This window comes from Lysinibacillus sp. NPDC056220, assembly GCF_049315265.1.
Classification (GTDB): domain Bacteria; phylum Bacillota; class Bacilli; order Bacillales_A; family Planococcaceae; genus Lysinibacillus; species Lysinibacillus pinottii.
Window position 1 is genome coordinate 391,794 of the sequence record NZ_JBMOXD010000001.1, and the last position, 22,428, is coordinate 414,221.

Sequence of the window (22,428 nt, forward strand, 5' to 3'; positions counted from 1 at the left end):
CCCGAACAGCAACCACTTAACATTTATTATACGGTTTGCTAAGCTTTTGCACAAATTAAAAATACATGTTTCACATCAGAAATATATTTTCTTATCTTTTTCTTATTACTAGTAGATGGAAATACAGATATTGGATTTCTATAGAAATAGAGTTATTAAAGTATTTTTGAGGATGCAATGTTATGAATTTCTCAACTAAAAAACGAGGCTGATTTGAATAATCAGCCTCGTCTATATTTATCTAAAACTTCTCGCTTTTTCTTGATACGTATCCCAAATTTTATCAAAATTTTCCTTCTCTTCATCTGTCATTTCCATCATTGGCAAACGAACATTGAGTGTATCAAAGCCTAGTTTTGTCATCGCATATTTAATAGGTGAAGGGTTTGGTTGAGCGAACAGCGCACGTACAAGAGGTAATAATGCTCGGTGAATTTTGGCTGCTAGCTTATGATTTCCTTCTTCAAACGCTTTAATCATTAATTGCATGTCATTGCCTACTACATGAGCAGCAACGGAAATAACGCCTGCCCCACCTATCGCCATTAGTGGCAATGTTAGGCCATCATCTCCACTGTACACTAAGAAATCATCATCTGGATCAACATTTTCGATAACATCGCCCATCTGATCTAAATTGCCGCTTGCTTCTTTAATCCAAGCGATGTTAGGAATCTTACTTAGTGCAACAGAAGTTTCATAGGCCACATTCACACCAGTACGCCCAGGGACATTATAGAGCATGACTGGTAGACTCGTTTGTTTAGCAATCGTTTCAAAGTGAGCAAAGATTCCACGTTGATTTGGCTTATTGTAGTAAGGAGCTACAAGCATTATGCCGTCTGCTCCATTTTCTTCTGCTTTATGAGTCATTGCTATAGAGTATGCTGTTTCATTGTCCCCTGTACCTGCAATAACTGGCACGCGACCAGCTACCTTTTCTACGGTAAAACGAACAACCTCTATTTTTTCTTCGGTGGACATAGTTGGATTTTCAGAAGTCGTACCACAAGCAACTATACAATCTGTACCATTGTCAATCAAATGATTAATAATACGTTCTAATTCTGGATAATTTATCGTGCCATCATCTTTGAACGGCGTAATCATAGCCGTTCCAATTCGACCTAAATTCATCCTTACACCCCTCTTATAGTAAGTTATCCTCAAGCATTGCTTCTGCAATTTGGATAGAGTTTAATGCAGCGCCTTTTAATAGATTGTCAGAAACGATCCATAGATGGAATCCTTTTTTGTTGTCTAAATCTTGACGGATACGTCCTACAAAAGTAGCGTCCTCCCCTTCTGCATAAATAGGCATTGGGTAAGTTTGTGTTGCAATATCATCTTGTAATACTACACCTGGTGCATTGCGTAATACGTCAAAAATCTCTTGGATTGATGTTTCTTTCTCTACCTCAATATAAACAGACTCTGAGTGACCTGAAACGACCGGCACACGAACGCAAGTAGCAGCAACTTTTAGCTCTGGTGCATGCATAATTTTTTTCGTCTCATTAATCATTTTCATTTCTTCGTATGTAAATCCATTATCTGTGAATTTATCAATTTGTGGAATGACATTACGAGCGATTGGGTAATGGCGCTTATCACTACCAGATGGTAAAATATTTGCTTCTACGTCCCTACCTGCTTCCCAGTTTGCGCTTTGTGTTTTTAACTCTTGAATAGCAGAAATACCTGCACCTGAAACCGCCTGATACGTTGAAACCAGCACTTTTGTTAATCCAAATGCTTTACGAATTGGCTCAAGCGCAGCTACCATTTGAATTGTCGAGCAGTTTGGGTTTGCAATAATCCCTTTATGCTTCGCCAGGTCGCCTCGATTCACTTCAGGTACAACAAGTGGTACCTCTGGATCCATTCGGAAATGGCTCGTATTATCAATAACTACTGCACCTCGCTTTGCTGCTTCGGGTGCAAGCACAGCTGATACAGAACCACCAGCTGAGAATAAAGCGACATTGACGCCTTCAAAAGCTTCAGGTGTCGCTTCTTCAATTGTATATGTTTGACCATTAAACTCGATTGATTTCCCTGCTGAACGTGCAGAAGCTAGAAATTTAATGTTCCCTATTGGAAATTTACGTTTGATTAATTGCTCCATCATTTTTGAACCTACTGCTCCTGTTGCTCCAACAACCGCAACTGTTAACTGCTTTGTCATCTGTCATCTCTCCTTGAATACATGTTCCATAATGTGTGCTATTGTATCACAAAAATACTGAAAATTGTGTGTAATCTATGATTTATTTGAAATATTGTATCAACAGCGGTTGTAATTGCTTTTTCTGAGTAATTGCTGCATGAACAGTATCTACCATTCGGTCAAAATCAGCAATAAGGGAATTGGGTTTGGAATGAGGAGAGTCCTGACCAAATGGGATAAAATAAATATTTTTGGCATTTAACAACTTCATTATATTGATACCATTTAAGCCGAGTGCATCATTCGTTGAAATTCCTAAAACTACAGGTGATCCATTACGTAAAGTTGCCTTTGCTGCCATAAGTACAGGGCTATCTGTTGCCGCATTTGCAAACTTACTAATACTATTACCTGTCATTGGAGCAATCACCATAGCATCCAGTGGATTGGATGGGCCAAATGGCTCTGCTTCTTTTATTGAAGAAATAACTTTTTCTCCAGTTAAAGCTTCTATTTTTGCAATCCATTCCTCCCCTGTACCAAAGCGAGTTGCTGCATGTAAAACGGAATGGGTAATGATTGGTATAACTGTAGCACCTACATCCATAAAATTTTGAATTTTAGGTATGACATCTTCATACGTACAATGGGAAGCTGTAATACCTAGGCCAATTCGTTTCCCCGTTAACAATTTTCTTCCTCCTCTATGGCCTTGCACAGAATTTCAGCAGCATTATGTGCAAAGTATTTCCCAGGCAATGATGGCAACAGCACATATGTTTGAAGTTGCTCAGCATCTATATCTAAGCAGCCTGGCTCTGAGGCTAAATCATATAAAACTGCTGGAACATGATCTTTAAACGATTCTGTAATCCATTTAGCTGGAATGGTATTAATAAATGTACCTTCATTAATTGACCATAAACGATCATCTAAGTCCGTAGCTTTATAGCCATATGCTTTAGCTTCACTCACTTGTACAACCGAACGTGCAACAATATGAACATTAGCTCCCATCTTAACAAGTAAAGAAGCGAGCATTTTGGCGATACGTCCGAAACCTGCGATTGTAAAGTTTTGTCCGTAAATACATTTTTGCTCGAGTCCGTAAAACGTGGCGATAAACCCCTCTGCTGTTAATCTAGCATTTTGCCAAATAAACGATTCTTGTTGCAAGTAGCAAAGGGATTCATTTTTTTCCAGCAGATGCTTCCAATGCATAGTTAAACGACCTGTATAGAATTTAACCTGTGATATACCATATAGCTGTTCCACTTCTATTTTTAAAGGAAGGATAGGTAGAATAATTTTATTTGGTTGAAATTCTAAAACAAGCTTATTTAACTCCTCGTTCCAAACTGTCGTTCTTTTATAAAACACTGTTCTCGATGGACTTCTTAACATTGTTGCTAGTTCCTTTAATCTGGAGTCCTCACCGATAACGAGCCATTTTTCGTTTTCCAAAAGCTCACCTCACTGTAAATATTCTGACTGTACTGTAGATGTCTTGTTAAATAAAATTCGATCTTCACCAATTAATATAATTTCATTCCAAGGGATCATTTCACTAACTTTCATTTTCTTTTTTTGGAAAGGTAATTTATCTTTGACAATTTCAAAACCATGTATTTTTCCTGTTTGCACATCTAATAGGCATTCTGTATGAGCCAGGATGCCAAAATGTACACCGCCCTCAATTTGAATTAACTCTTTATCCACCATCTCAGATAGTAGCATTCCTCATCTCCCTCCTTGAGCCGTTACCTCAATATATGCCGAGTTTTTGTAAATCGTGCCCCCTACCAAAAGTAGGAATATATTGCATTCACACTCCCTTCTGTATGTAGTGTATATACACAGATATGTGAGGTGAGGAGTTTGCATATCCATTTAAGCAATGCCAGTGATAAGCCCATTTATGAGCAAATCACTATCCAGCTCAAAGAAGCCATTCTAGCCAATAAATTCTAAGCAGGTGATTCCCTACCATCCATTCGCGCTTTAGCTAAGGATTTAAAAATATGTGTAATGACTACAAACATGGCTATGCCGATCTAGAACAGGACGGCGGCTTTACTGAAACAGTCGCTGGGAAAGGTAGCTTGTTACAGAACGTAACCAGGATTTCCTACGTGAGGAGCTTTTGAGACAGGTAGAGGAACATGTACAGAAGGCCGTAAGATTAGCGAAAACAGTTGGTTTATCAAATGAAGAATTACAAAATTTATTCACTTTCATGTTAGAGGGGGATCAGTAAGAATGTATGCCCTAGCAATCCATGAGTTACAAAAGGATTTGAAGGATTTTCACTAAAAGGTGTAAGTTTTCAGTACCTCAGGGACGGTAATGGGCTTCGTTGTTAAAAAAGGAATATGGCGATTTATTAATTTTTAACAAAAATCTTGTCGAGCATGAACAATCGATAAAAAATGACATTGGCGTGGTTTTGGACGAATTACATGCCCTGAAACGCTTATTGCGACTCGGCTCGACAATGAAAAAGGGATTAAAACATGGAATACAGATTATTACTTTGAACGATTAGCTGTTCAGTCATGACCTTTATCCGGTGTCCCCATTTGCCCTCGGATACTGTCCTTGACAGTCGAAGCATATGTAGTTTCTTGATGTTTTGTTACATCTTTTTTAATTTCTTGATCTGTACCTTTCTCTTCTTGTTCAGCATATCCTACCCGTGCAGGTGATAATGCCAGTGCTCCAACATATAGCTAATTTTCCACATTTTATATTTTCTCGTGAATGGTAATGATTTACAATATTGATTACATGCCTAATTGATACTATAAAAAAAGAGGTGTCTCCATAATCATTTGAGACACCTCTCTTAAGGCTTTACGATGAGGTAATTTTATTCACTTGGTCCAATAATTGAAATAGCTGGCTCTGCCTTCAAAATTTTAGCAATCAATCGATCCACTGAGGCCATAGATACAGCATCTATAGAAGCTAATACCTCGTCTACTGTACGATGTTTACGATGAACGAGCTCACTCGTACCATTACGATTCATACGTGCGCCAGTTCCCTCTAATCCAAGAACAAAGCTACCCTTCAGCTGCTCTTTTGCATTATCAAGCTCTTCTTCTGTGACGCCACCCGCAACAATATCGAGTAAAGTAGCATCAATAGTATGTTGTAGCTGCGCTAATTGTTGACGGCTAGTACTGCCGTATATGGTGAACGCCCCAACATCTGCATAACAGGACTGGTATGAGAAAATGGAATATGCTAGTCCTCTTTCCTCCCGTACTTCTTGAAACAATCGTGAGCTCATATTGCCACCAATAATATTATTTAACGCAATAAAGCTATACATATCAGGGTCCTTTACACCAATAGCTGGGTAGGAAATAGCTAGATGTGCTTGCTCAGTATCTCGAATTTTTGAGATTTCTCCAGGATGAAATGAGGGGTTTGTCAGCACAGGTGCAATCGCAACAGAAGAAGGCTGATATTGTCCAAATAATCGTTCAATCGTTGCCATTAGTTGTGGTGAAATATTGCCCGCAATGGAAATAACTACAGACTCAGGACCATAATGCTTAGCCATGTAATGTCGAATCGCCTCTGCAGTAAATGTCTTTAAAGTAGCTGCACTGCCCAATATCGGACGGCCCAGTGCATCATTTGGATACATGACACTCCATAGCTTTTCATGTACATCATCGTCTGGAGCATCTTCACTCATTAAAATTTCCTCTAATACCACCTGCCGTTCTTTTTCTAATTCTTCTTCTGCAAATGTAGAATTAAAAAACATATCAGCCAAAATGGAGACTGCTAGCTCTGCATGATGATCTAAAACTTTTGCATAATAACATGTATTTTCTTTAGATGTAAAGGCATTTAATTCTCCTCCTATCCGATCAAATTCTTCCGCAATTTGACGAGCCGAACGAGTTGCTGTTCCTTTAAACAACATATGCTCTATAAAATGTGTAATACCGTTCTCTTCAGGTAGCTCATAGCGTGAACCCGCATTAACAAAAATACCCAAAGCGACTGATCTTACATGGTTAATTTGCTCTGACACAATACGAACACCGTTCTGACATGTATGTACTTGAACCAAAAAATCTCCCCCAACTGTATATTTCTTTATTATGAATAAACTATTTAAAAAGGCTGCGCATTAGACGCAGCCTTTTATCTTTATTATTTTTGTTGTTCAGCGCGTTCTTTTTCCTCTTGTAGTACTACTTTACGAGATAAATTCACACGACCTTGTTTGTCAATTTCAATTACCTTTACTAGTAATTGATCGCCTAGTTTTAAGACGTCTTCCACTTGCTTAGTGCGTTCCTCTTGAATTTCAGAAATGTGAAGCAAGCCATCTTTACCTGGGAAGATTTCACAAAACGCGCCGAATTTTTCAATACGCTTCACTGTCGATAAGTAGTATTCACCTACTTTAGCTTCTCGTACGATATCCTCAATAATTTGTTTTGCACGTGCATTCATTTCTTCATTAGCTGAAGAAATATAGATTGTACCATCTTGTTCTGTATCAATCTTAACGCCCGTTTCTTCAATGATTTTATTAATTTGTTTTCCGCCAGGTCCAATAACATCACGAATTTTATCTGGATTGATTTTAACAATTACGATTTTAGGTGCAAATTCAGATAATTGTTTACGTGGCTCTGCAAGTGTTGCAAGCATTGATTCTAAAATATGCATACGGCCTACTTTAGCCTGTGTCAATGCTTCTTCTAAAATATTGCGAGATAACCCATCGATTTTAATATCCATTTGTAGAGCTGTTACACCTTTAGCTGTACCAGCCACTTTAAAGTCCATATCACCTAGATGATCTTCCATTCCTTGAATATCCGTTAAAATAGAATAATGTTCACCTTTTTTAATAAGGCCCATTGCAATACCTGCAACTGGTGCTTTTAATGGAACACCAGCATCCATCATAGCTAACGTGGATGCACAAATAGAAGCCTGAGAGGTTGAACCATTTGATTCAAGTACTTCTGATACACAACGAATTGTATATGGGAAAACTGATTCATCAGGAATGACTGCTTCCAGTGCACGCTCCCCTAAAGCTCCATGACCAATTTCACGACGACCTGGTCCACGAATTGGTCCTGTTTCACCAACCGAGAATTGAGGGAAGTTATAATGGTGCATAAAGCGTTTTGATTCTTCGACACCTAAACCGTCAATAATTTGCACATCACCAAGCGCACCTAATGTACAGATAGAAAGTGCTTGAGTTTGTCCACGTGTAAATAGACCTGAACCGTGTGTACGCTGTAATAAGCCAGTTTCAGAAGAAAGTGGTCGAATCTCGTCTAGCTTACGACCATCTGGACGAATTTTATCTTCAGTAATTTGACGACGTACTTCATCTTTTACCATCTTATCAAGAATTGTATAAACCTGCTTCATCGTGTCATCATCGGCTTCTTGCTCTTCATAGGAAGCAATAATACGATCTTTTACAGCTTGAATTGCCTCATCACGAGCATGTTTCTCAGCCGTTTGAATAGCATCATGCATATCAGTCTCACAAGCAGCTTTTATATCCGCTTGAATTGCTTCATCAATTTCAAATAATGTAACTGGTTTCTTTTCTTTTCCTACCTCAGCCACAATTTGCTCTTGGAATGCGATGATTTTTTTAATTTCTTCATGCCCAAACATAATCGCTTCTAACATTACCTCTTCAGGAACTTCAAGTGCGCCTGCTTCAACCATGTTGATAGCGTCTTTGTTCCCTGCTACAGATAAATGAATTGTCGATTGGTTCGATTGTTCCACTGTTGGATTGACAATGAATTCCCCGTCAATATAACCAACTTGTACACCTGCGATTGGTCCATCAAAAGGAATATCAGATATAGCTAATGCTAATGAAGAACCAACCATTGCTGCCATTTCAGACGTACAGTCAGAATCATTTGACATAACCATAGAGATTACTTGAACTTCGTTACGGAAACCATCTGGGAACATCGGACGAATTGGACGGTCGATTAAACGGCTCGCCAATATAGCTTTTTCAGATGGACGCCCTTCACGCTTAATAAAGCCGCCAGGAATTTTACCTGCAGCATATAGACGCTCTTCATAGTTTACTGTTAATGGGAAGAAATCAAGTGGTTTTGGTGATTTTGACATTGTGGCTGTAGATAATACTGACGTGTCGCCATAGCGTACTAATACAGCACCGTTTGCTTGTTTTGCTAACTGTCCTACTTCAATTACAAGTGGACGGCCAGCCCATTCATAGGAATAGACTTTCTTTTCGTTCATTCAATGAACCCCTCTCTATTATAAAAACACTTACTTCGTCTGTATGTACTAATTGTAAGTGTACCAAAAATGCTTGTTCTATGCTAAAAAATATTTCATGAAATAATCATACATTTAAATTCAGTTATTGCCAATTTATTTAAGATTTATTTCTATATTTTATTGAAAAAACATTTTTATACTTTTGTTATATGGAATTAATTTAAATTGATTCCTTCCTGACGAAAAGTAATGTATGTAAATAGATATAAATGCTTCTTCACATTATTATTTCAAGTGCAGGCTATACACAATAGATTTATTATAACACGGTACTTGTCATACATCCTACTAGTATAAAGAAAGTTAAGTATGTAGTAAAGTTTAAGTGTGTCAAGAGAAGAAATTTAAAATAAATGCCCCGTCAAAATAGCATTCACGGGGCATTTCGCGTCTTCTTTATGTAAATTATGTCGTTTTAGACACCGGTCGACCTATTTTATCTTTGTTTTTTACTTTTTGGATCATATTGCTGAAAGCTGGTAGGACGAAACGATCCAATCCAAACTTACCGGCATTGAAGCCTGCTGCTGCTATAAAGATAGCAAGTAAAATATCCCAAGGGTTACTTGATATAGTACCTGCCATTAAAAATGCGAAGTTCATAACCATTCCAAAAAATGCAGCATATGTTGTTAAACATCCTAGTATTAATCCCAGGCCGACTAAAAATTCTCCCCATGGAATAAGGAAATTAATAATTTCAGCATTGGGTAAAGCAAATGATTCAATAAACTTTACGTATAGTGGATATGCTAAATCCTCACCGCTCGTTACTGGATTTGCTATAGCATTTGCTAAAAAACCGGATGCATCAAATCCATTCATCAATTTTCCCCAACCGGCTGTTAGCCAATGCCAACCTAGATATATGCGAATAATGGTCAAGATTCCTGCAACAATATTATTCTCTCTTAATATTTTGTTAAACATTCAACTGCACCTTCTCACCATAAATTTTGTTTTTACATTTCACAAGCTGAAGTAAGCTGTTATAGATGGTGGACTGTTATGAATGGCCATTCATTGCTAAAAAAAAACAACCACTATTGATTAGTTCATTGATTCAACTCTATTTCTTTTGTCGCATGGACAACAAAGGTAGATTACCATATAACTAGTTGAATTTGGTTGCGAAATGTGATTAGAATATATCATCCTTTTATTGACTAGAACATGTTTTTTCTAGCTCGTTCACCGGAGCGTAAAAAAGTTATGGCTGATTATCGAACAAAATATAAATAGAGACGAGAAATAAACCATCCTTTTATTCAAAAAAAAAAGACTGTAGACAAAACATAAGTTTGTCTACAGTCCGCTGTAATTAGCGACGTAAGCCTAAACGGTTGATTAGTTCACGGTAACGTTGTACGTCAGTTTCACGAAGATATTTTAATAAGTGACGACGACGACCTACCATTTTAAGAAGACCACGCTCAGAGTGGAAATCTTTTTTGTGTGTACGTAAGTGAGTATTTAGAGCATTGATTTCTGCTGTTAATACTGCAACTTGTACTTCTGGTGAACCAGTGTCACTTTCGTGAGTACGGTACTCAGCGATAATTTCGTTTTTACGTTCTTTTGTAATAGCCATTTGTATGGACCTCCTAAGAAAAATTATTTATCCCCATTAGCACAGTAAACGTTGGAGTCTTCGATATACCGAGCTAAGGTTGAGCATTATGCACTTATGAATGTTACCATAAATGATTGAGTCAAGCAAGTAAAAACCGTAGCTCAGTTGACTCTATTGTAAATCGTTAAAATATTGTATAGCTTCTTGTTTATCTTTTTCAATTTGCGTTTTTAAAGCATCAATACCGTCAAATTTTCTTTCGCTTCGTATACGTTTATACCAAGCTACATGTACTTCTTCGCCATAAATATTCTTATCAAAATTTAAAATATGAACCTCAATGGACAATTGCTTATCGTTCGGATCTTTAAACGTTGGTTTGTAGCCTACATTACAGACACCATCATACCAAGCATTTTGGACTAACAGACGGACAGCATAGACCCCACTTGCAGGAATAAAAGTTCCTTCTAAAGCTTGGACATTTGCTGTTGGGAAGCCAATTGTTCGACCACGTTTATCTCCATGTACAACCATTCCGTTTATTTCAAATGGACGCCCTAATAATGTTCTCGCTGCTTCCATATCACCCTCTTGTAAAAGTTGACGAATACGGGTTGAGCTGATTTTCTCCACATCATCCGTCTTCTTCTCAACGATTGTCACACCATAATCCCCATTGCTTAATGCACGCATATCGTCCATTGTACCTTTACCAAATGCCCCAAATGAATAATCGAAGCCAGCTGTCACATGTTGTATATTTAATCCACGAATAAATGTATCAATAAATGCGGCTGGAGATAGTTTAGCAAAATCAGATGTGAAATGGACAACAAACACTGTATCCACGCCTTGTTCCTCAAAAAGCTGCAATTTCTGCTGTAAGAGTGTAATATAGAAAACCTTTTCGTTACGCCCTCCAAGGACTAATGATGGATGCGGGTCAAATGTCATTACTGCGCTTGGAATTTGCCGCTTCTCTCCCTCTTCCTTTGCTGCCTTGATAACTGCCTGATGCCCTCTATGTACACCATCGAAAAAGCCAAGCGCTAATGAATAGGGCTGCATGCTTTCTCTTTGCTGTAATTGATGTGGGTATTTTAAATGAATGACCTCCATTGAAAAATCCTCCTACTCTATCGTCGGAAACATCTTGTGTGGTTTCATCAAGCCTGCCTTTGAAGGGTGAGCTTGATAAACCGCAACTGCCTTTCCATTGATTCCAAAGACAATTTTATCATGTATCTTTAACAATGTATCTGCTGGAAGCACTTGTCCATTAAAAATTTCTTTTTCATTGGCAGAAGTAATCTCAATATATGGATAGTCTGTTAATGCATACTCGACAGGTAAAATACAAGTAGCCACCTGCTCTTCATCCATGAGCTCAGCCACCTGTGCCAGCGTAAAACAGTTATCGCGCGTAAAGGTACCTGAAGCAGTACGTACGAGCTCTTTCATATGGGCTGGATAACCAAGTTCCTCCCCAATTTGGACAGCTAATGTACGGATATAAGTTCCTTTACTACAAGCGATACGAACAGGGAATGTAATCTCCTGTCCCTCGTAGGATTCATTGTCATCGAGAAGTTCTAGAGCATAAATGGTAACTTGGCGAGTCGGTCTTTCAACTGTCTCACCTTTTCGAGCATATTCATAGAGGCGTTTACCATTTACCTTAACAGCAGAAAACATGGGTGGAGTTTGTTCAATAATTCCTGTTAATGAAGCTAAAACCTCTTGTAATTGCTCACGAGAAAACTTTTTAATAGTCTGATCCTGTGCAACCGTTTCGCCCTCTGCATCCTCCGTTGTCGTTGTACGACCAATGGATATAATAGCTTCATAGGTTTTACCTGCATCTGTTAAATATTCTGCAATTCGAGTGGCTTGGCCAATACAAATTGGTAGTACACCCTCCACGCCTGGATCCAATGTCCCTGTATGTCCAACCTTTTTTGTACGTAAAATTTTGCGTAGTTTAAAGACACAATCGTGGCTTGTCATGCCTCTTTCTTTCCAAAGCGGTAAAATACCGTTCATATAAATCCTCCCAAATTGCCTTTAAAATAAATATTGCACCTAGCATAATTGCCAGGACAAAAAACTTCTTCATGAAGATAAAAAGCCTGCCTGCATGAACATGCAAATGGCAGACTTTTATTAGCTTATTCTTTGTGTAAATCTCTTAGCAAAGTATCAATACGATTTCCGTACTCAATCGATGAATCGAATTCAAAGATTAACTCTGGTGTACGTCGTAAACGGATACGTGAACCAATTTCTGATCGAATAAAACCAGAAGCCTTTACTAAAGCTTTAAGCGTTTCCTCGCGTTCACGTTCATTGCCTAAAGATGTGATATAAATAGTCGCTTGCTGTAAATCACCAGTTACCTCAACACCTGTAACAGTAACAAAACCAACACGCGGATCTTTAATTTTACGGCCAAGAATATCACCAAGCTCTTTTTTCATTTGCTCAGCAACACGGTTTGAACGTAGAGACATAATTTGTCACCTCTATTTCAGTACAGATAGTTGGTCTTTTTATGCTATAGTATCCCAACTACCTACTATTCCTTATAAATAGTCTCGCCACACATTAAGCTGTTCCCATGATGGATTTGACTCTAAATAATGGAGCGCGTGATTAATTTCCCGTTCAGCTGCTTCTTTCGATGATGAAACAGCTACAAGTGCTAATTTTGTGCGCTGCCATACATTTTGATGGTCAATTTCCGCAATAGAAACATTAAATTTCTGCTTTGTGCGGGTAATCATACGCTGTAAGACAGCACGTTTCTCTTTTAACGAATGGGCAGTTTGAATGATAAATTCAACCTCTGCGTATACAATCATTATACTCGTTTAACTTCTTCCATAATGTAGGCTTCAATAATGTCGCCTTCTTTAATATCGTTGAAGTTTGTAATAGTAATACCACATTCGTATCCTCTTGCTACTTCTTTTACTTCGTCTTTGAAGCGCTTAAGCGTATCTAATTCACCTTCAAAAATAACTACGTTATCACGGATTACACGTACGCCTGAATCACGCGTTACTTTTCCTTCAGTTACATACGAACCAGCAATTGTACCAACTTTTGATACTTTAATTGTTTGGCGAACTTCTGCTTGCCCAATAATTTTTTCTTCAAATTCAGGATCAAGCATACCTTTCATCGCTTGCTCAATTTCTTCAATTACTTTGTAAATGATACGGTGTAAACGAATATCTACGCCTTCTTCTTCTGCAGCACGTTTTGCATTGACATCTGGACGTACATTGAAACCAATAACAATAGCATTGGAAGCAGCAGCTAGAGAAATATCAGATTCCGTAATGGCACCTGCACCAGTGTGAATAATTTTCACATTTACGCCTTCTACATCAATTTTCATTAATGAAGCAGCCATTGCTTCTACAGTACCTTGTACGTCTGCCTTAACGATTAAGTTCAGCTCTTTCATTTCGCCTTGGCTCATTTGCTCAAATAAGTTATCAAGCGTTACACGTTGTTTTTCAGAACGTTGTGCTTGGATAGCTGACATCGCACGAGTTTCCCCAACTTGACGAGCTGTTTTTTCGTCTTCAAAGACAACAAAACGGTCCCCTGCTTGAGGTACATCATTTAAACCAGTAATTTCTACTGGTGTTGATGGTCCAGCTTCTTTCACACGACGGCCTTTGTCGTTCACCATTGCACGAACTCGACCAAATGTATGACCAACAACGATTGGGTCACCCACTTTTAATGTACCATCTTGCACTAACAGCGTAGCAACTGAACCGCGTCCTTTGTCTAGCTGAGCTTCAATGACTGTTCCAAGTGCTAAACGGTCAGGGTTTGCTTTCAATTCTCCTACTTCGGCAACAAGTAAAATCATTTCTAGTAATGTGTCAATGCCTTCACCTTTTAATGCAGAAATTGGTACGAAAATTGTTTCTCCGCCCCATGCTTCAGGAACTAAGCCATGTTCAGTTAATTCTTGCATTACACGATCTGGATTGGCTGATGGTTTATCCATTTTATTCACAGCTACAATGATTGGTACTTCCGCTGCTTTTGCGTGATTGATTGCTTCTACTGTTTGTGGCATTACACCATCATCAGCAGCTACTACTAAAATGGTTAAATCTGTTACTTTTGCACCACGTGCACGCATTGTTGTGAAAGCAGCGTGTCCAGGTGTATCAAGGAAGGTAATTTTCTTGTCACCTTCTGTTACTTGGTAGGCACCAATATGCTGCGTAATGCCCCCCGCTTCACCTGCAGTTACTTTAGTATTACGAATTGAATCTAATAATGTTGTTTTACCGTGGTCAACGTGACCCATGATTGTTACAACTGGCGGACGTTCTGATAATTCAGCTTCATTTACTTCTTCTGTTTGCTCGAAGTGTGTCTCTAAGTCCGTGATATCTACACGAATCTCCTCTTCCACTTCTACACCATAGTCTGCGCAAATTAATTCAATTGCATCCTTATCTAATTCTTGGTTAATTGTTGCCATTACCCCAAGCATAAATAATTTTTTAATAATTTCTGATGGCTCACGGTGTAATTTTTTTGCTAATTCTGCCACTGATAATGATTCAACAAAAGTAATTTTTTCTGGAAGTTCCTTTTGTTTAACTGGTATTGATGGTTGATGCGTTTTTGGATGGCGACGTTTGCCTCCATGAATCCCTGGTTTTGGACGTTGGTTGTAACCACCGCCACCTCTACGATTATTATTATTGTTATTATTATTATTTTGTGTCATATTTCTATTTTGATTACCTTTTGTATTCTTAGATTTTTCGTTAGACGAATTTGAGTGTTGCTGATTATTTACTTTAGGCTTAGAAGTAGCAGATTGCTGCCTTTGACCTTCTTGCTTTTTCACCGAATGGTTTTGTTGACCATTCGATTGAGATTTTTGTGAAATGTTTTGAGTTGCTTGTTTTCCTACATTTTTCTCAGGTGTTGCTTTAAATGTTTGGTTTAACTTTGACACGATGTCTTTCTCTAACATAGACATATGATTAGTTACACTCACATTTAATTTACTAAGTGCTTCAATAACCTCTTTACTCGTTTTATTCACTTGTTTCGCATATTCATGAACTCTGATTTTGGTCATCTGCTCACCCCCGATTATTTTTCGTTGAGTAGACTAGACAATTTACTTGCAAAACCTTTATCGGTAATCGCTAAAGCCACTCGGGCCTCCTTACCTGTAGCATGTCCTAGATCATAACGATCTCCAATTACATGATACTCAACGTTGTAGTACGTGCACTTATCTTGAATTTTCTTACTTGAGTTTTTAGAAGCATCGTTTGCAAGCAGTACTAACTTAGCATTGCCATTGCGGACTTCCTTTACTACTAACTCTTCTCCTGAAATCACTTTACGGGCTCTTGCCGCAATTCCAAGCAAATTAAATATTGCTTGATTGATCATAAAATTGACTCCCTACGAATTAGCAAAATAAGCTCCTCGTAAATTTCTTCAGGTATTTTCACATCAAGTTGGTGCCCCAATACATTTTTCTTACGAGCGATATCGATTGCCTTCTCTGATTTAGAGACATAGGCACCACGCCCAGGTTTTTTCCCGGAGACATCTACACTTACTTCGCCCTCTTTCGAACGAACAACACGTATCATTTCTTTCTTAGGTAGCATTTCTCCAGTTGCTACACATTTACGAAGAGGTACTTTTTTGTTAACAGCCATAAGAATCACCATTCCTCTCTGAAGCTTGTCGTAAGAGGTGGACAAGTCATGCTCTACTTGACGCTCTGACAGTATTCAGTCGGCGTAGGGGGCCCACTGAATACTGTCAGTTAACTCGTCACACGGGCTTTCTTACTTATTCTTCGTCGTCCTGATATAAGTCTACTGCCACTTCTTCAAAATCACTTTCTTCATCCACAGCAGGTACGAAAGTGCTTGTAGCAGACGGATAGATACCTAATTCACGTGCATCTGTCTCACTCTTAATATCAATTTTCCAGCCAGTAAGCTTTGCAGCTAATCGTGCATTTTGTCCACGTTTACCAATAGCTAGTGATAATTGATAATCTGGTACAACAACCGTTGTAGATTTTTCTTCTTCGTTTACTTGTACATCTAAAACTTTTGATGGACTAAGCGCATTGGCAACGAATACAACAGGATCTTCCGACCATTCTACGATATCGATTTTTTCACCGTTTAGTTCGTTAACAATCGTTTGTACACGAGCACCTTTAGCTCCCACACAAGAGCCTACTGGATCTACTTCTTCATTGTGTGCATAGACAGAAATTTTTGAGCGATCTCCTGCTTCACGAGCAATCGATTTAATCTCTACAATTCCTTCATAAATTTCTGGTACTTCCATCTCAAATAATCGGCGTAATAAGCCAGGATGTGTTCGAGATACAATCACTTGCGGACCGCGTGTTGTACGTTCAACCTTTGTAATATACACTTTAATGCGATCATGTGGATGGTAAGTTTCGCCTTGGATTTGTTCATTGACTGGCAATGCAGCCTCAACTTTTCCTAAACCTACATAAATATTTCGCGCATCTAAACGTTCCACAACACCAGTTACGATATCATCTTCACGATCGACATATTGCTCGTAGATTAAACCACGTTCCGCTTCACGTACACGTTGTGTTACTACCTGTTTGGCTGTTTGTGCAGCAATACGACCGAAGTTACGTGGCGTTACTTCTTGTTCCACGATATCTTCTAATTGATAAGCAGGGTTAATAACCTTTGCGTCTTCTAAAGAAATTTGTAGACGATCGTCCTCTACTTCTTCCACAACATCTTTACGTGAAAACACACGAATAGAGCCCTTATCTAAATTTAAGTCCACACGAACATTTTGTGCTTGGTTAAAGTTGCGTTTGTAAGCTGTAACTAATGCCGCTTCAATTGCTTCAATCAACACATCTCTTGAAATTCCTTTTTGTTCTTCTAGCGCATTCAGCGCATCTAACAAATCACTACTCATTTTGTTTTCACTCCTAAATATGCATTATGCTTAAAAATCGATGGCTAGTCGTGCCAATGCGATTTTTTCTTGTTCTATTGTTACTGTAATTTTACGCGTTTTAATGCGTACTTCCATCACTAATGTATGTTCCTCGTAGGATGTTAAGTAGCCTTGGAATTCCTTCATGTCCTTAATGGGCTTATAGGTTTTTACATAAATAAACTTACCAATTGCTTTTTCAAAATCAGCATCCTTTTTTAATGGACGCTCCGCTCCAGGTGATGAAACTTCTAAATAATAGTTTTGTGTAATTGGGTCTTTTTCATCCAATAACAAACTTAGTCGTTCGCTTACTTGAGCACATTGGTCAATGTCGATGCCACCTTCTGGTGTATCAACATAGACGCGTAAAAACCAGTTACGTCCTTCTTTTACGAACTCAATATCCACTAACTCCAGATTTAACTCATCTACTATTGGTTTAGCGAGCTCTTCAATTAAAGATGGTACTTTGCTCATTATTTCCTCCTGTATCTATTCTAGCGTGTCAATCATTCATTACAGTATTGGTGGTGTAATGAACCATAATAAAACAGAAATTCCACCAGTTGCTTTGGTGAAATTTTACGGTCTTACCTGCTGTTAGTCAAAATTTGTTTTGCTACGGTATAACAACAGAAAAGAGCGGGTAAGCCCCACTCTTTTGCTGGAAAAATATCAACAAATTATTACCATTAGAATAGCATAGTTCTTGGTATAATGCAAATTTCCTTCATGAAAGATAACCATATTGTGACAGGATTTTGAAATGACTAGATTTTACAGATCAAACTTTGAATGATTAGCAGCTCATTGATCCTTAAAAGAGTGATAGCTGATTAGCATCCGGCATTCCTTCCAAACAGCCCAACTGATCCATGTATTCGATTAGTGTTTTCGAAACACGACCGCGTTGCTGTAAATCTTCCTTCGATAAAAACTCTCCATCTTCTCGAGCAGCCACTATCGTTTTGGCTACGTTCGTACCAAGTCCTGGGATTGCATCAAAAGGTGGAATTAATGAATTGCCTTCAATGACAAATTCACTTGCCTGTGAGCGGTACAAGTCAACTTTTTGGAAGCTCATGCCTCGCTCACACATTTCCAGTGCTAGCTCCATCACTGTTAATAAGTTCTTTTCTTTTGTAGAGGCATCTAGACCTTTTAAATTGATTTCGTCAATACGGGCCCGAATCATTTGTGAACCTTGAACCATAGCAATTAAATCAAAGTCATCTGCACGTACCGTGAAATATGCTGCATAGTACAGGATTGGAAAATGGACCTTAAACCAAGCAATACGAACCGCCATTAATACGTATGCGGCAGCATGGGCTTTCGGGAACATATATTTTATCTTTTTACATGACTCGATATACCATCCTGGTACTTTATTGGCGAGCATCTCTGCTTCAAATTCCTCTGATAAGCCTTTCCCTTTACGTACAGACTCCATGATTTTAAATGCTAACGATGGCTCTAGACCTTGGTAAATTAAATACACCATAATATCGTCACGACAACCAATTACTTCTTTCAAGACACATGTCCCGTTATGAATTAATTCTTGTGCGTTACCTAGCCATACGTCTGTTCCATGAGATAATCCGGAAATTTGCACAAGCTCTGAGAATGTAGAAGGCTTTGTATCCTCTAACATTTGCCGTACGAAGCGAGTACCGAATTCAGGAATACCTAATGTTCCCGTCTTACAGCCAATTTGTTTTTCAGTTACACCTAACGATTCAGGTGAACTAAAAATTTGCATAACGACAGGATCATCAGTAGGAATCGTTTTCGGATCTATTCCTGATAAATCCTGTAGCATTCTAATAACTGTCGGATCATCGTGTCCAAGTATATCTAGTTTTAAAATATTATCATGAATCGAGTGGAAGTCGAAATGGGTTGTGCGCCATTCTGCATCCTGAGCATCTGCTGGGAACTGTACTGGAGTGAAATCAAAAATATCCATATAATCAGGTACTACGATAATTCCCCCTGGGTGTTGCCCACTAGTTCGCTTAACCCCTGTACATCCTTGCACTAAACGATCCACCTCAGCTCCGCGGAAATGTAAGTTGTGATCATTCGCATAGCCTTTGACATAACCATATGCTGTTTTCTCCGCCACCGTACCGATTGTTCCTGCACGGTACACATAATCCTCACCAAATAATACCTTGGTATAATTATGGGCCTTCGGCTGGTATTCACCAGAAAAGTTTAAATCGATATCGGGTACCTTATCCCCTTTAAAGCCAAGGAAGGTTTCGAATGGGATATCTTGTCCATCTTTTTTATAAGGTGTTCCGCATTCTGAGCAGTCTTTATTGGGTAAATCAAAGCCTGAGCTAACCGAACCATCATCAAAAAACTCGGAATGCTTACAATTTGGACAAACATAATGCGGAGGCAATGGGTTAACCTCCGTAATTTCCATAAAGGTTGCCACTAATGAAGAGCCTACGGAACCACGAGAACCTACTAAATAACCGTCAGCTAAAGATTTCTTAACCAGCTTCGCAGAAATTAAATAAATTACACCAAAACCATGTCCTAATATAGATTTTAGTTCTTTTTCAATTCGAGCTTTTACAATTTCGGGTAGCTCCTCACCGTAAATATGATGAGCCATTTCATACGTTAAATTGGTTACTTCATCATCAGAGCCTTCAATTTTTGGTGTATATAAATCATCCTTAATCGGCTTAACATCTCCAATGCTATCAGCTACTTTTTGTGCATTCGTCACAACAACTTCTTTAGCTAGATCTGGTCCTAAGAAATCAAATTCTTTTAGCATTTCATCCGTTGTTCTAAAATGCACCTCAGGTAGTTTGGATCGATTTAAGATGTTTGCACCACCTTGAGAGCCAACAAGTATTTGTCTAAACATAGCATCAGTTGGGTCTAAATAATGAACATTTCCCGTTGCGACAACTGGTTTATCGAGCTTCTTCCCTAACTTAACAAGCTTTCGAATGATATCCTCTAATGTCCATTCATCACGAACGACATTCCGTTCAATTAATGGTGCATATACCGCCTTCGGTTGTACCTCAATATAATCATAGAATTTTGCCACCTGTTCGGCTTCTTCCGGTGATTTATTCATCATCGTTTCAAATAATTCACCATTACTACAACCAGAACCGACTAATAAACCTTCTCGATATTGCTCTAGAACAGCTCGTGTCACACGAGGAACTCGATAGAATGTCTTTGTATGGGAGTGTGAAACAATTTTAAATAAATTCTTTAAGCCCGCATTATCAACAGCTAAAATAGTACAATGCATCGGTCGACCTTTTTTATAGGCATCCCCACCACCGATATGTTTATTAAAATCATCATGGTATTTAATGACTAATTCATCGGCATCTTTTAATAATTGTAAAAGTAAATAGCCTGTCGCCTCTGTATCGTATATCGCTCGGTGATGTTGTGTTAATTCAATATTGAATTTTTTACAAAGTGTATTTAAACGGTGATTTTTCATTGTAGGGTAAAGTAATCTAGCTAATTCTAATGTATCAATGACTGGATGTGTTGTTCCTTCAAGACCAAATTTTTTATAGCCTGTATATAAGAAACCAATATCAAATGACGCATTATGAGCAACAACAATCCCATCCCCAATAAATGCATGAAACTCTTTAATGACTTGCTCTACTTCTGGGGCATGACGAACCATATCATCGGTTATACCTGTTAATTCAATGGTCGTTGCTGAAAGCGGATGATGTGGGTTTGCAAAGCTTTCATATTTATCGATGACATGGCCATCTTTAATCTTTACTGCCGCCAGCTCAATGATTGTATCGTAAGCAGTGGATAATCCGGTTGTTTCCACGTCAAAGACAACATAAGTGGCATCTGCTAATAAGCGATGCTCTGGGGCATATGCAATAGGTACACCATCATCGACTAAATTAGCCTCCAAGCCATAAATTACTTTAATGCCATGTTTTTTCCCTGCTGCATAGGCTTCTGGGAAGGATTGTACAACAGCATGATCTGTAATAGCTACTGCTGGATGACCCCATTTTGCTGCCTGTGCAACAAGACGATCAACGGGCGTCACAGCGTCCATTTGACTCATCGGTGTATGCAAATGTAGCTCTACTCGCTTTTCACCCTCTGGTGCCAGATCCTGACGTGTTTCTTTTTTTATTTCATTAATATCATTCGCCATGACGATTAAATCACGAATAAATGTGTCTGTTTGGACGGAGCCTCGAACTTTAACCCACATTCCCTTTTTTAGGTGCTGCATCAATTCGGCATCGTCATTATCACGTGAGAACATTTTGACGATAATAGAGTCCGTATAGTCAGTAATTTTAATTTGTAATAAAGAACGGCCACTTTTCAGTACTTTAATTTCCGTATCAAAGACAAAGCCTTCCACAATAACACGGCGTTCTTCTTCAACAATGCGTTTAATTTCCATAATTTCATCATCTTTAATATGCATACCAAGCTGGAATGGACGATCACCAAGGTTCGCAATAGCTGGATTGTCCTTCTTCTCCTGCTCTCGTTTTTGGAAGTCCTGCATCGCTTGTTGAGATAAAGCCGCTTCTTCCATACGTTTTTGTTCCATAAACGCTTCCTGAGCAGCAATCATTTCTTCAGTTTGTTCTTGAAGTACAAAGTCTATCACCATTTTTGGAAAACCGAATTGACAATAGCTATCTGCTAGCTTGTCGGCATACTTCGTTTTTAACATCATAAATTCCATTTCCTGCATACAGGCCAATGTAATTTTCTGACCATTCCACATCGGCACTTGAGAGATGAGGCAATTTTTCAAAGTTGGTGCCATCTCATCAATTTGCTCGACAACATTTAGCCAATAAGCTTGAACAAGTTCCTCCGTTACACTTTTCTCTTGTGTCTCAATGGTTGTATAAACTTGTGCGATTGCTGAAAATTTATCTGTTAAATGGGTACGGAAAAGCTGGTAAAGCGGAAATGGCAGTATATCACGCAATTGAATAGTAAAATGCCATAGTCTATCCTTTTTATGGACTGTTAGCCGTGATAACTCACCTTCCTCGAAAAATGACATGTACACATCATCTGTTAACTCTAGTTGCTGCAAAAGCATTCGAAATCTCGTTCTTGCCTCTTGTTGCTGTTCCAATTTATCGACACCTACTTTCAGGAGGAGGCAGTCCATATAAGCCTCATATTCTAATTTATCTTCAACATAGGACAAGAATGCCAGAAAAAAATTCGCTCCCTCACTGCGGGCGCTCTTCAAGCTTAACAGAGAGTCTAAACTATCTGTTTTGTTTGCTTGGCTCACTGTCCCGCA

The 22,428-nt window shown here is 38.6% G+C and carries 19 protein-coding genes; all 19 read right to left on the reverse strand.

The annotated features are described in order from the left end of the window. Window positions 1-237: 237 nt before the first annotated feature. Complete coding sequence (gene dapA / locus ACOZBY_RS01930; RefSeq protein WP_012293317.1) at window positions 238-1,137, reverse strand: 4-hydroxy-tetrahydrodipicolinate synthase; 900 nt, start codon at window positions 1,135-1,137, stop codon at window positions 238-240. A 13-nt stretch (window positions 1,138-1,150) separates the two neighbouring features. Further along, window positions 1,151-2,188 (reverse strand): aspartate-semialdehyde dehydrogenase, encoded by a 1,038-nt coding sequence (locus ACOZBY_RS01935; RefSeq protein ID WP_012293316.1) that lies wholly within the window; start codon window positions 2,186-2,188, stop codon window positions 1,151-1,153. A gap of 82 nt (window positions 2,189-2,270) precedes the next feature. Continuing rightward, the gene (locus ACOZBY_RS01940) at window positions 2,271-2,861 is read right to left on the reverse strand and encodes a dipicolinate synthase subunit B (RefSeq protein WP_012293315.1); all 591 of its coding nucleotides are present in this window, start codon (window positions 2,859-2,861) and stop codon (window positions 2,271-2,273) included. Next, window positions 2,855-3,634, reverse strand: coding sequence for an NAD(P)-dependent oxidoreductase (locus ACOZBY_RS01945; RefSeq protein ID WP_012293314.1), 780 nt, complete (start codon window positions 3,632-3,634; stop codon window positions 2,855-2,857). The genes ACOZBY_RS01940 and ACOZBY_RS01945 overlap by 7 nt, the downstream gene beginning before the upstream one ends. A gap of 9 nt (window positions 3,635-3,643) precedes the next feature. Further along, window positions 3,644-3,907, reverse strand: a complete 264-nt coding sequence (locus ACOZBY_RS01950) for a hypothetical protein (RefSeq protein WP_012293313.1) — start codon at window positions 3,905-3,907, stop codon at window positions 3,644-3,646. 1,132 nt (window positions 3,908-5,039) lie between these two features. Further along, the gene (locus ACOZBY_RS01955) at window positions 5,040-6,263 is read right to left on the reverse strand and encodes a M16 family metallopeptidase (protein WP_031419006.1); all 1,224 of its coding nucleotides are present in this window, start codon (window positions 6,261-6,263) and stop codon (window positions 5,040-5,042) included. 83 nt (window positions 6,264-6,346) lie between these two features. Further along, window positions 6,347-8,461: a polyribonucleotide nucleotidyltransferase gene (gene pnp, locus ACOZBY_RS01960; protein WP_012293310.1), complete on the reverse strand. Its 2,115-nt coding sequence runs from the start codon at window positions 8,459-8,461 to the stop codon at window positions 6,347-6,349. A gap of 447 nt (window positions 8,462-8,908) precedes the next feature. Continuing rightward, complete coding sequence (locus ACOZBY_RS01965) at window positions 8,909-9,433, reverse strand: DoxX family protein (RefSeq protein ID WP_031419005.1); 525 nt, start codon at window positions 9,431-9,433, stop codon at window positions 8,909-8,911. 391 nt (window positions 9,434-9,824) lie between these two features. Then, window positions 9,825-10,094, reverse strand: a complete 270-nt coding sequence (rpsO, locus tag ACOZBY_RS01970) for a 30S ribosomal protein S15 (protein WP_008178982.1) — start codon at window positions 10,092-10,094, stop codon at window positions 9,825-9,827. A gap of 153 nt (window positions 10,095-10,247) precedes the next feature. Next, window positions 10,248-11,198 carry a riboflavin biosynthesis protein RibF gene (ribF, locus tag ACOZBY_RS01975; RefSeq protein WP_012293307.1) on the reverse strand — a complete coding sequence of 317 codons (951 nt, stop codon included), beginning with the start codon at window positions 11,196-11,198 and terminating at the stop codon, window positions 10,248-10,250. Between the two features lie 12 nt (window positions 11,199-11,210). After that, window positions 11,211-12,122: a tRNA pseudouridine(55) synthase TruB gene (gene truB / locus ACOZBY_RS01980; protein WP_012293306.1), complete on the reverse strand. Its 912-nt coding sequence runs from the start codon at window positions 12,120-12,122 to the stop codon at window positions 11,211-11,213. A gap of 125 nt (window positions 12,123-12,247) precedes the next feature. Then, window positions 12,248-12,589: a 30S ribosome-binding factor RbfA gene (gene rbfA / locus ACOZBY_RS01985; protein WP_012293305.1), complete on the reverse strand. Its 342-nt coding sequence runs from the start codon at window positions 12,587-12,589 to the stop codon at window positions 12,248-12,250. A 72-nt stretch (window positions 12,590-12,661) separates the two neighbouring features. Next, complete coding sequence (locus tag ACOZBY_RS01990; RefSeq protein WP_008178987.1) at window positions 12,662-12,940, reverse strand: DUF503 domain-containing protein; 279 nt, start codon at window positions 12,938-12,940, stop codon at window positions 12,662-12,664. Beyond that, window positions 12,940-15,207 carry a translation initiation factor IF-2 gene (infB, locus tag ACOZBY_RS01995; RefSeq protein WP_031419004.1) on the reverse strand — a complete coding sequence of 756 codons (2,268 nt, stop codon included), beginning with the start codon at window positions 15,205-15,207 and terminating at the stop codon, window positions 12,940-12,942. Before infB ends, ACOZBY_RS01990 begins: the two co-directional genes overlap by 1 nt. A 14-nt stretch (window positions 15,208-15,221) precedes the next feature. After that, a complete protein-coding gene (locus tag ACOZBY_RS02000; protein ID WP_008178997.1) occupies window positions 15,222-15,530 on the reverse strand; it encodes a YlxQ family RNA-binding protein in 309 nt (102 codons plus the stop codon). Continuing rightward, the gene (gene rnpM / locus ACOZBY_RS02005; RefSeq protein ID WP_036167453.1) at window positions 15,527-15,805 is read right to left on the reverse strand and encodes an RNase P modulator RnpM; all 279 of its coding nucleotides are present in this window, start codon (window positions 15,803-15,805) and stop codon (window positions 15,527-15,529) included. The genes ACOZBY_RS02000 and rnpM overlap by 4 nt, the downstream gene beginning before the upstream one ends. A gap of 136 nt (window positions 15,806-15,941) precedes the next feature. Beyond that, window positions 15,942-17,081, reverse strand: coding sequence for a transcription termination factor NusA (gene nusA, locus ACOZBY_RS02010; protein ID WP_012293302.1), 1,140 nt, complete (start codon window positions 17,079-17,081; stop codon window positions 15,942-15,944). Window positions 17,082-17,111: 30 nt separating this feature from the next. Beyond that, window positions 17,112-17,582: a ribosome maturation factor RimP gene (gene rimP, locus ACOZBY_RS02015; protein WP_012293301.1), complete on the reverse strand. Its 471-nt coding sequence runs from the start codon at window positions 17,580-17,582 to the stop codon at window positions 17,112-17,114. A 340-nt stretch (window positions 17,583-17,922) separates the two neighbouring features. Further along, window positions 17,923-22,254: a PolC-type DNA polymerase III gene (locus tag ACOZBY_RS02020; RefSeq protein ID WP_422761375.1), complete on the reverse strand. Its 4,332-nt coding sequence runs from the start codon at window positions 22,252-22,254 to the stop codon at window positions 17,923-17,925. Between the last annotated feature and the right edge of the window lie 174 nt (window positions 22,255-22,428).

Coding starts and splice junctions, on each gene's coding strand:
- dapA (WP_012293317.1), bottom strand. CDS start 1,137: ATGAATTTAGGTCGAATTGGAACGGCTATGATTACGCCGTTCAAAGAT.
- ACOZBY_RS01935 (WP_012293316.1), bottom strand. CDS start 2,188: ATGACAAAGCAGTTAACAGTTGCGGTTGTTGGAGCAACAGGAGCAGTA.
- ACOZBY_RS01950 (WP_012293313.1), bottom strand. CDS start 3,907: ATGCTACTATCTGAGATGGTGGATAAAGAGTTAATTCAAATTGAGGGC.
- pnp (WP_012293310.1), bottom strand. CDS start 8,461: ATGAACGAAAAGAAAGTCTATTCCTATGAATGGGCTGGCCGTCCACTT.
- ACOZBY_RS01965 (WP_031419005.1), bottom strand. CDS start 9,433: ATGTTTAACAAAATATTAAGAGAGAATAATATTGTTGCAGGAATCTTG.
- rpsO (WP_008178982.1), bottom strand. CDS start 10,094: ATGGCTATTACAAAAGAACGTAAAAACGAAATTATCGCTGAGTACCGT.
- ribF (WP_012293307.1), bottom strand. CDS start 11,198: ATGGAGGTCATTCATTTAAAATACCCACATCAATTACAGCAAAGAGAA.
- truB (WP_012293306.1), bottom strand. CDS start 12,122: ATGAACGGTATTTTACCGCTTTGGAAAGAAAGAGGCATGACAAGCCAC.
- rbfA (WP_012293305.1), bottom strand. CDS start 12,589: ATGTCTCTACGTTCAAACCGTGTTGCTGAGCAAATGAAAAAAGAGCTT.
- ACOZBY_RS01990 (WP_008178987.1), bottom strand. CDS start 12,940: ATGATTGTATACGCAGAGGTTGAATTTATCATTCAAACTGCCCATTCG.
- infB (WP_031419004.1), bottom strand. CDS start 15,207: ATGACCAAAATCAGAGTTCATGAATATGCGAAACAAGTGAATAAAACG.
- ACOZBY_RS02000 (WP_008178997.1), bottom strand. CDS start 15,530: ATGATCAATCAAGCAATATTTAATTTGCTTGGAATTGCGGCAAGAGCC.
- rnpM (WP_036167453.1), bottom strand. CDS start 15,805: ATGGCTGTTAACAAAAAAGTACCTCTTCGTAAATGTGTAGCAACTGGA.
- nusA (WP_012293302.1), bottom strand. CDS start 17,081: ATGAGTAGTGATTTGTTAGATGCGCTGAATGCGCTAGAAGAACAAAAA.
- rimP (WP_012293301.1), bottom strand. CDS start 17,582: ATGAGCAAAGTACCATCTTTAATTGAAGAGCTCGCTAAACCAATAGTA.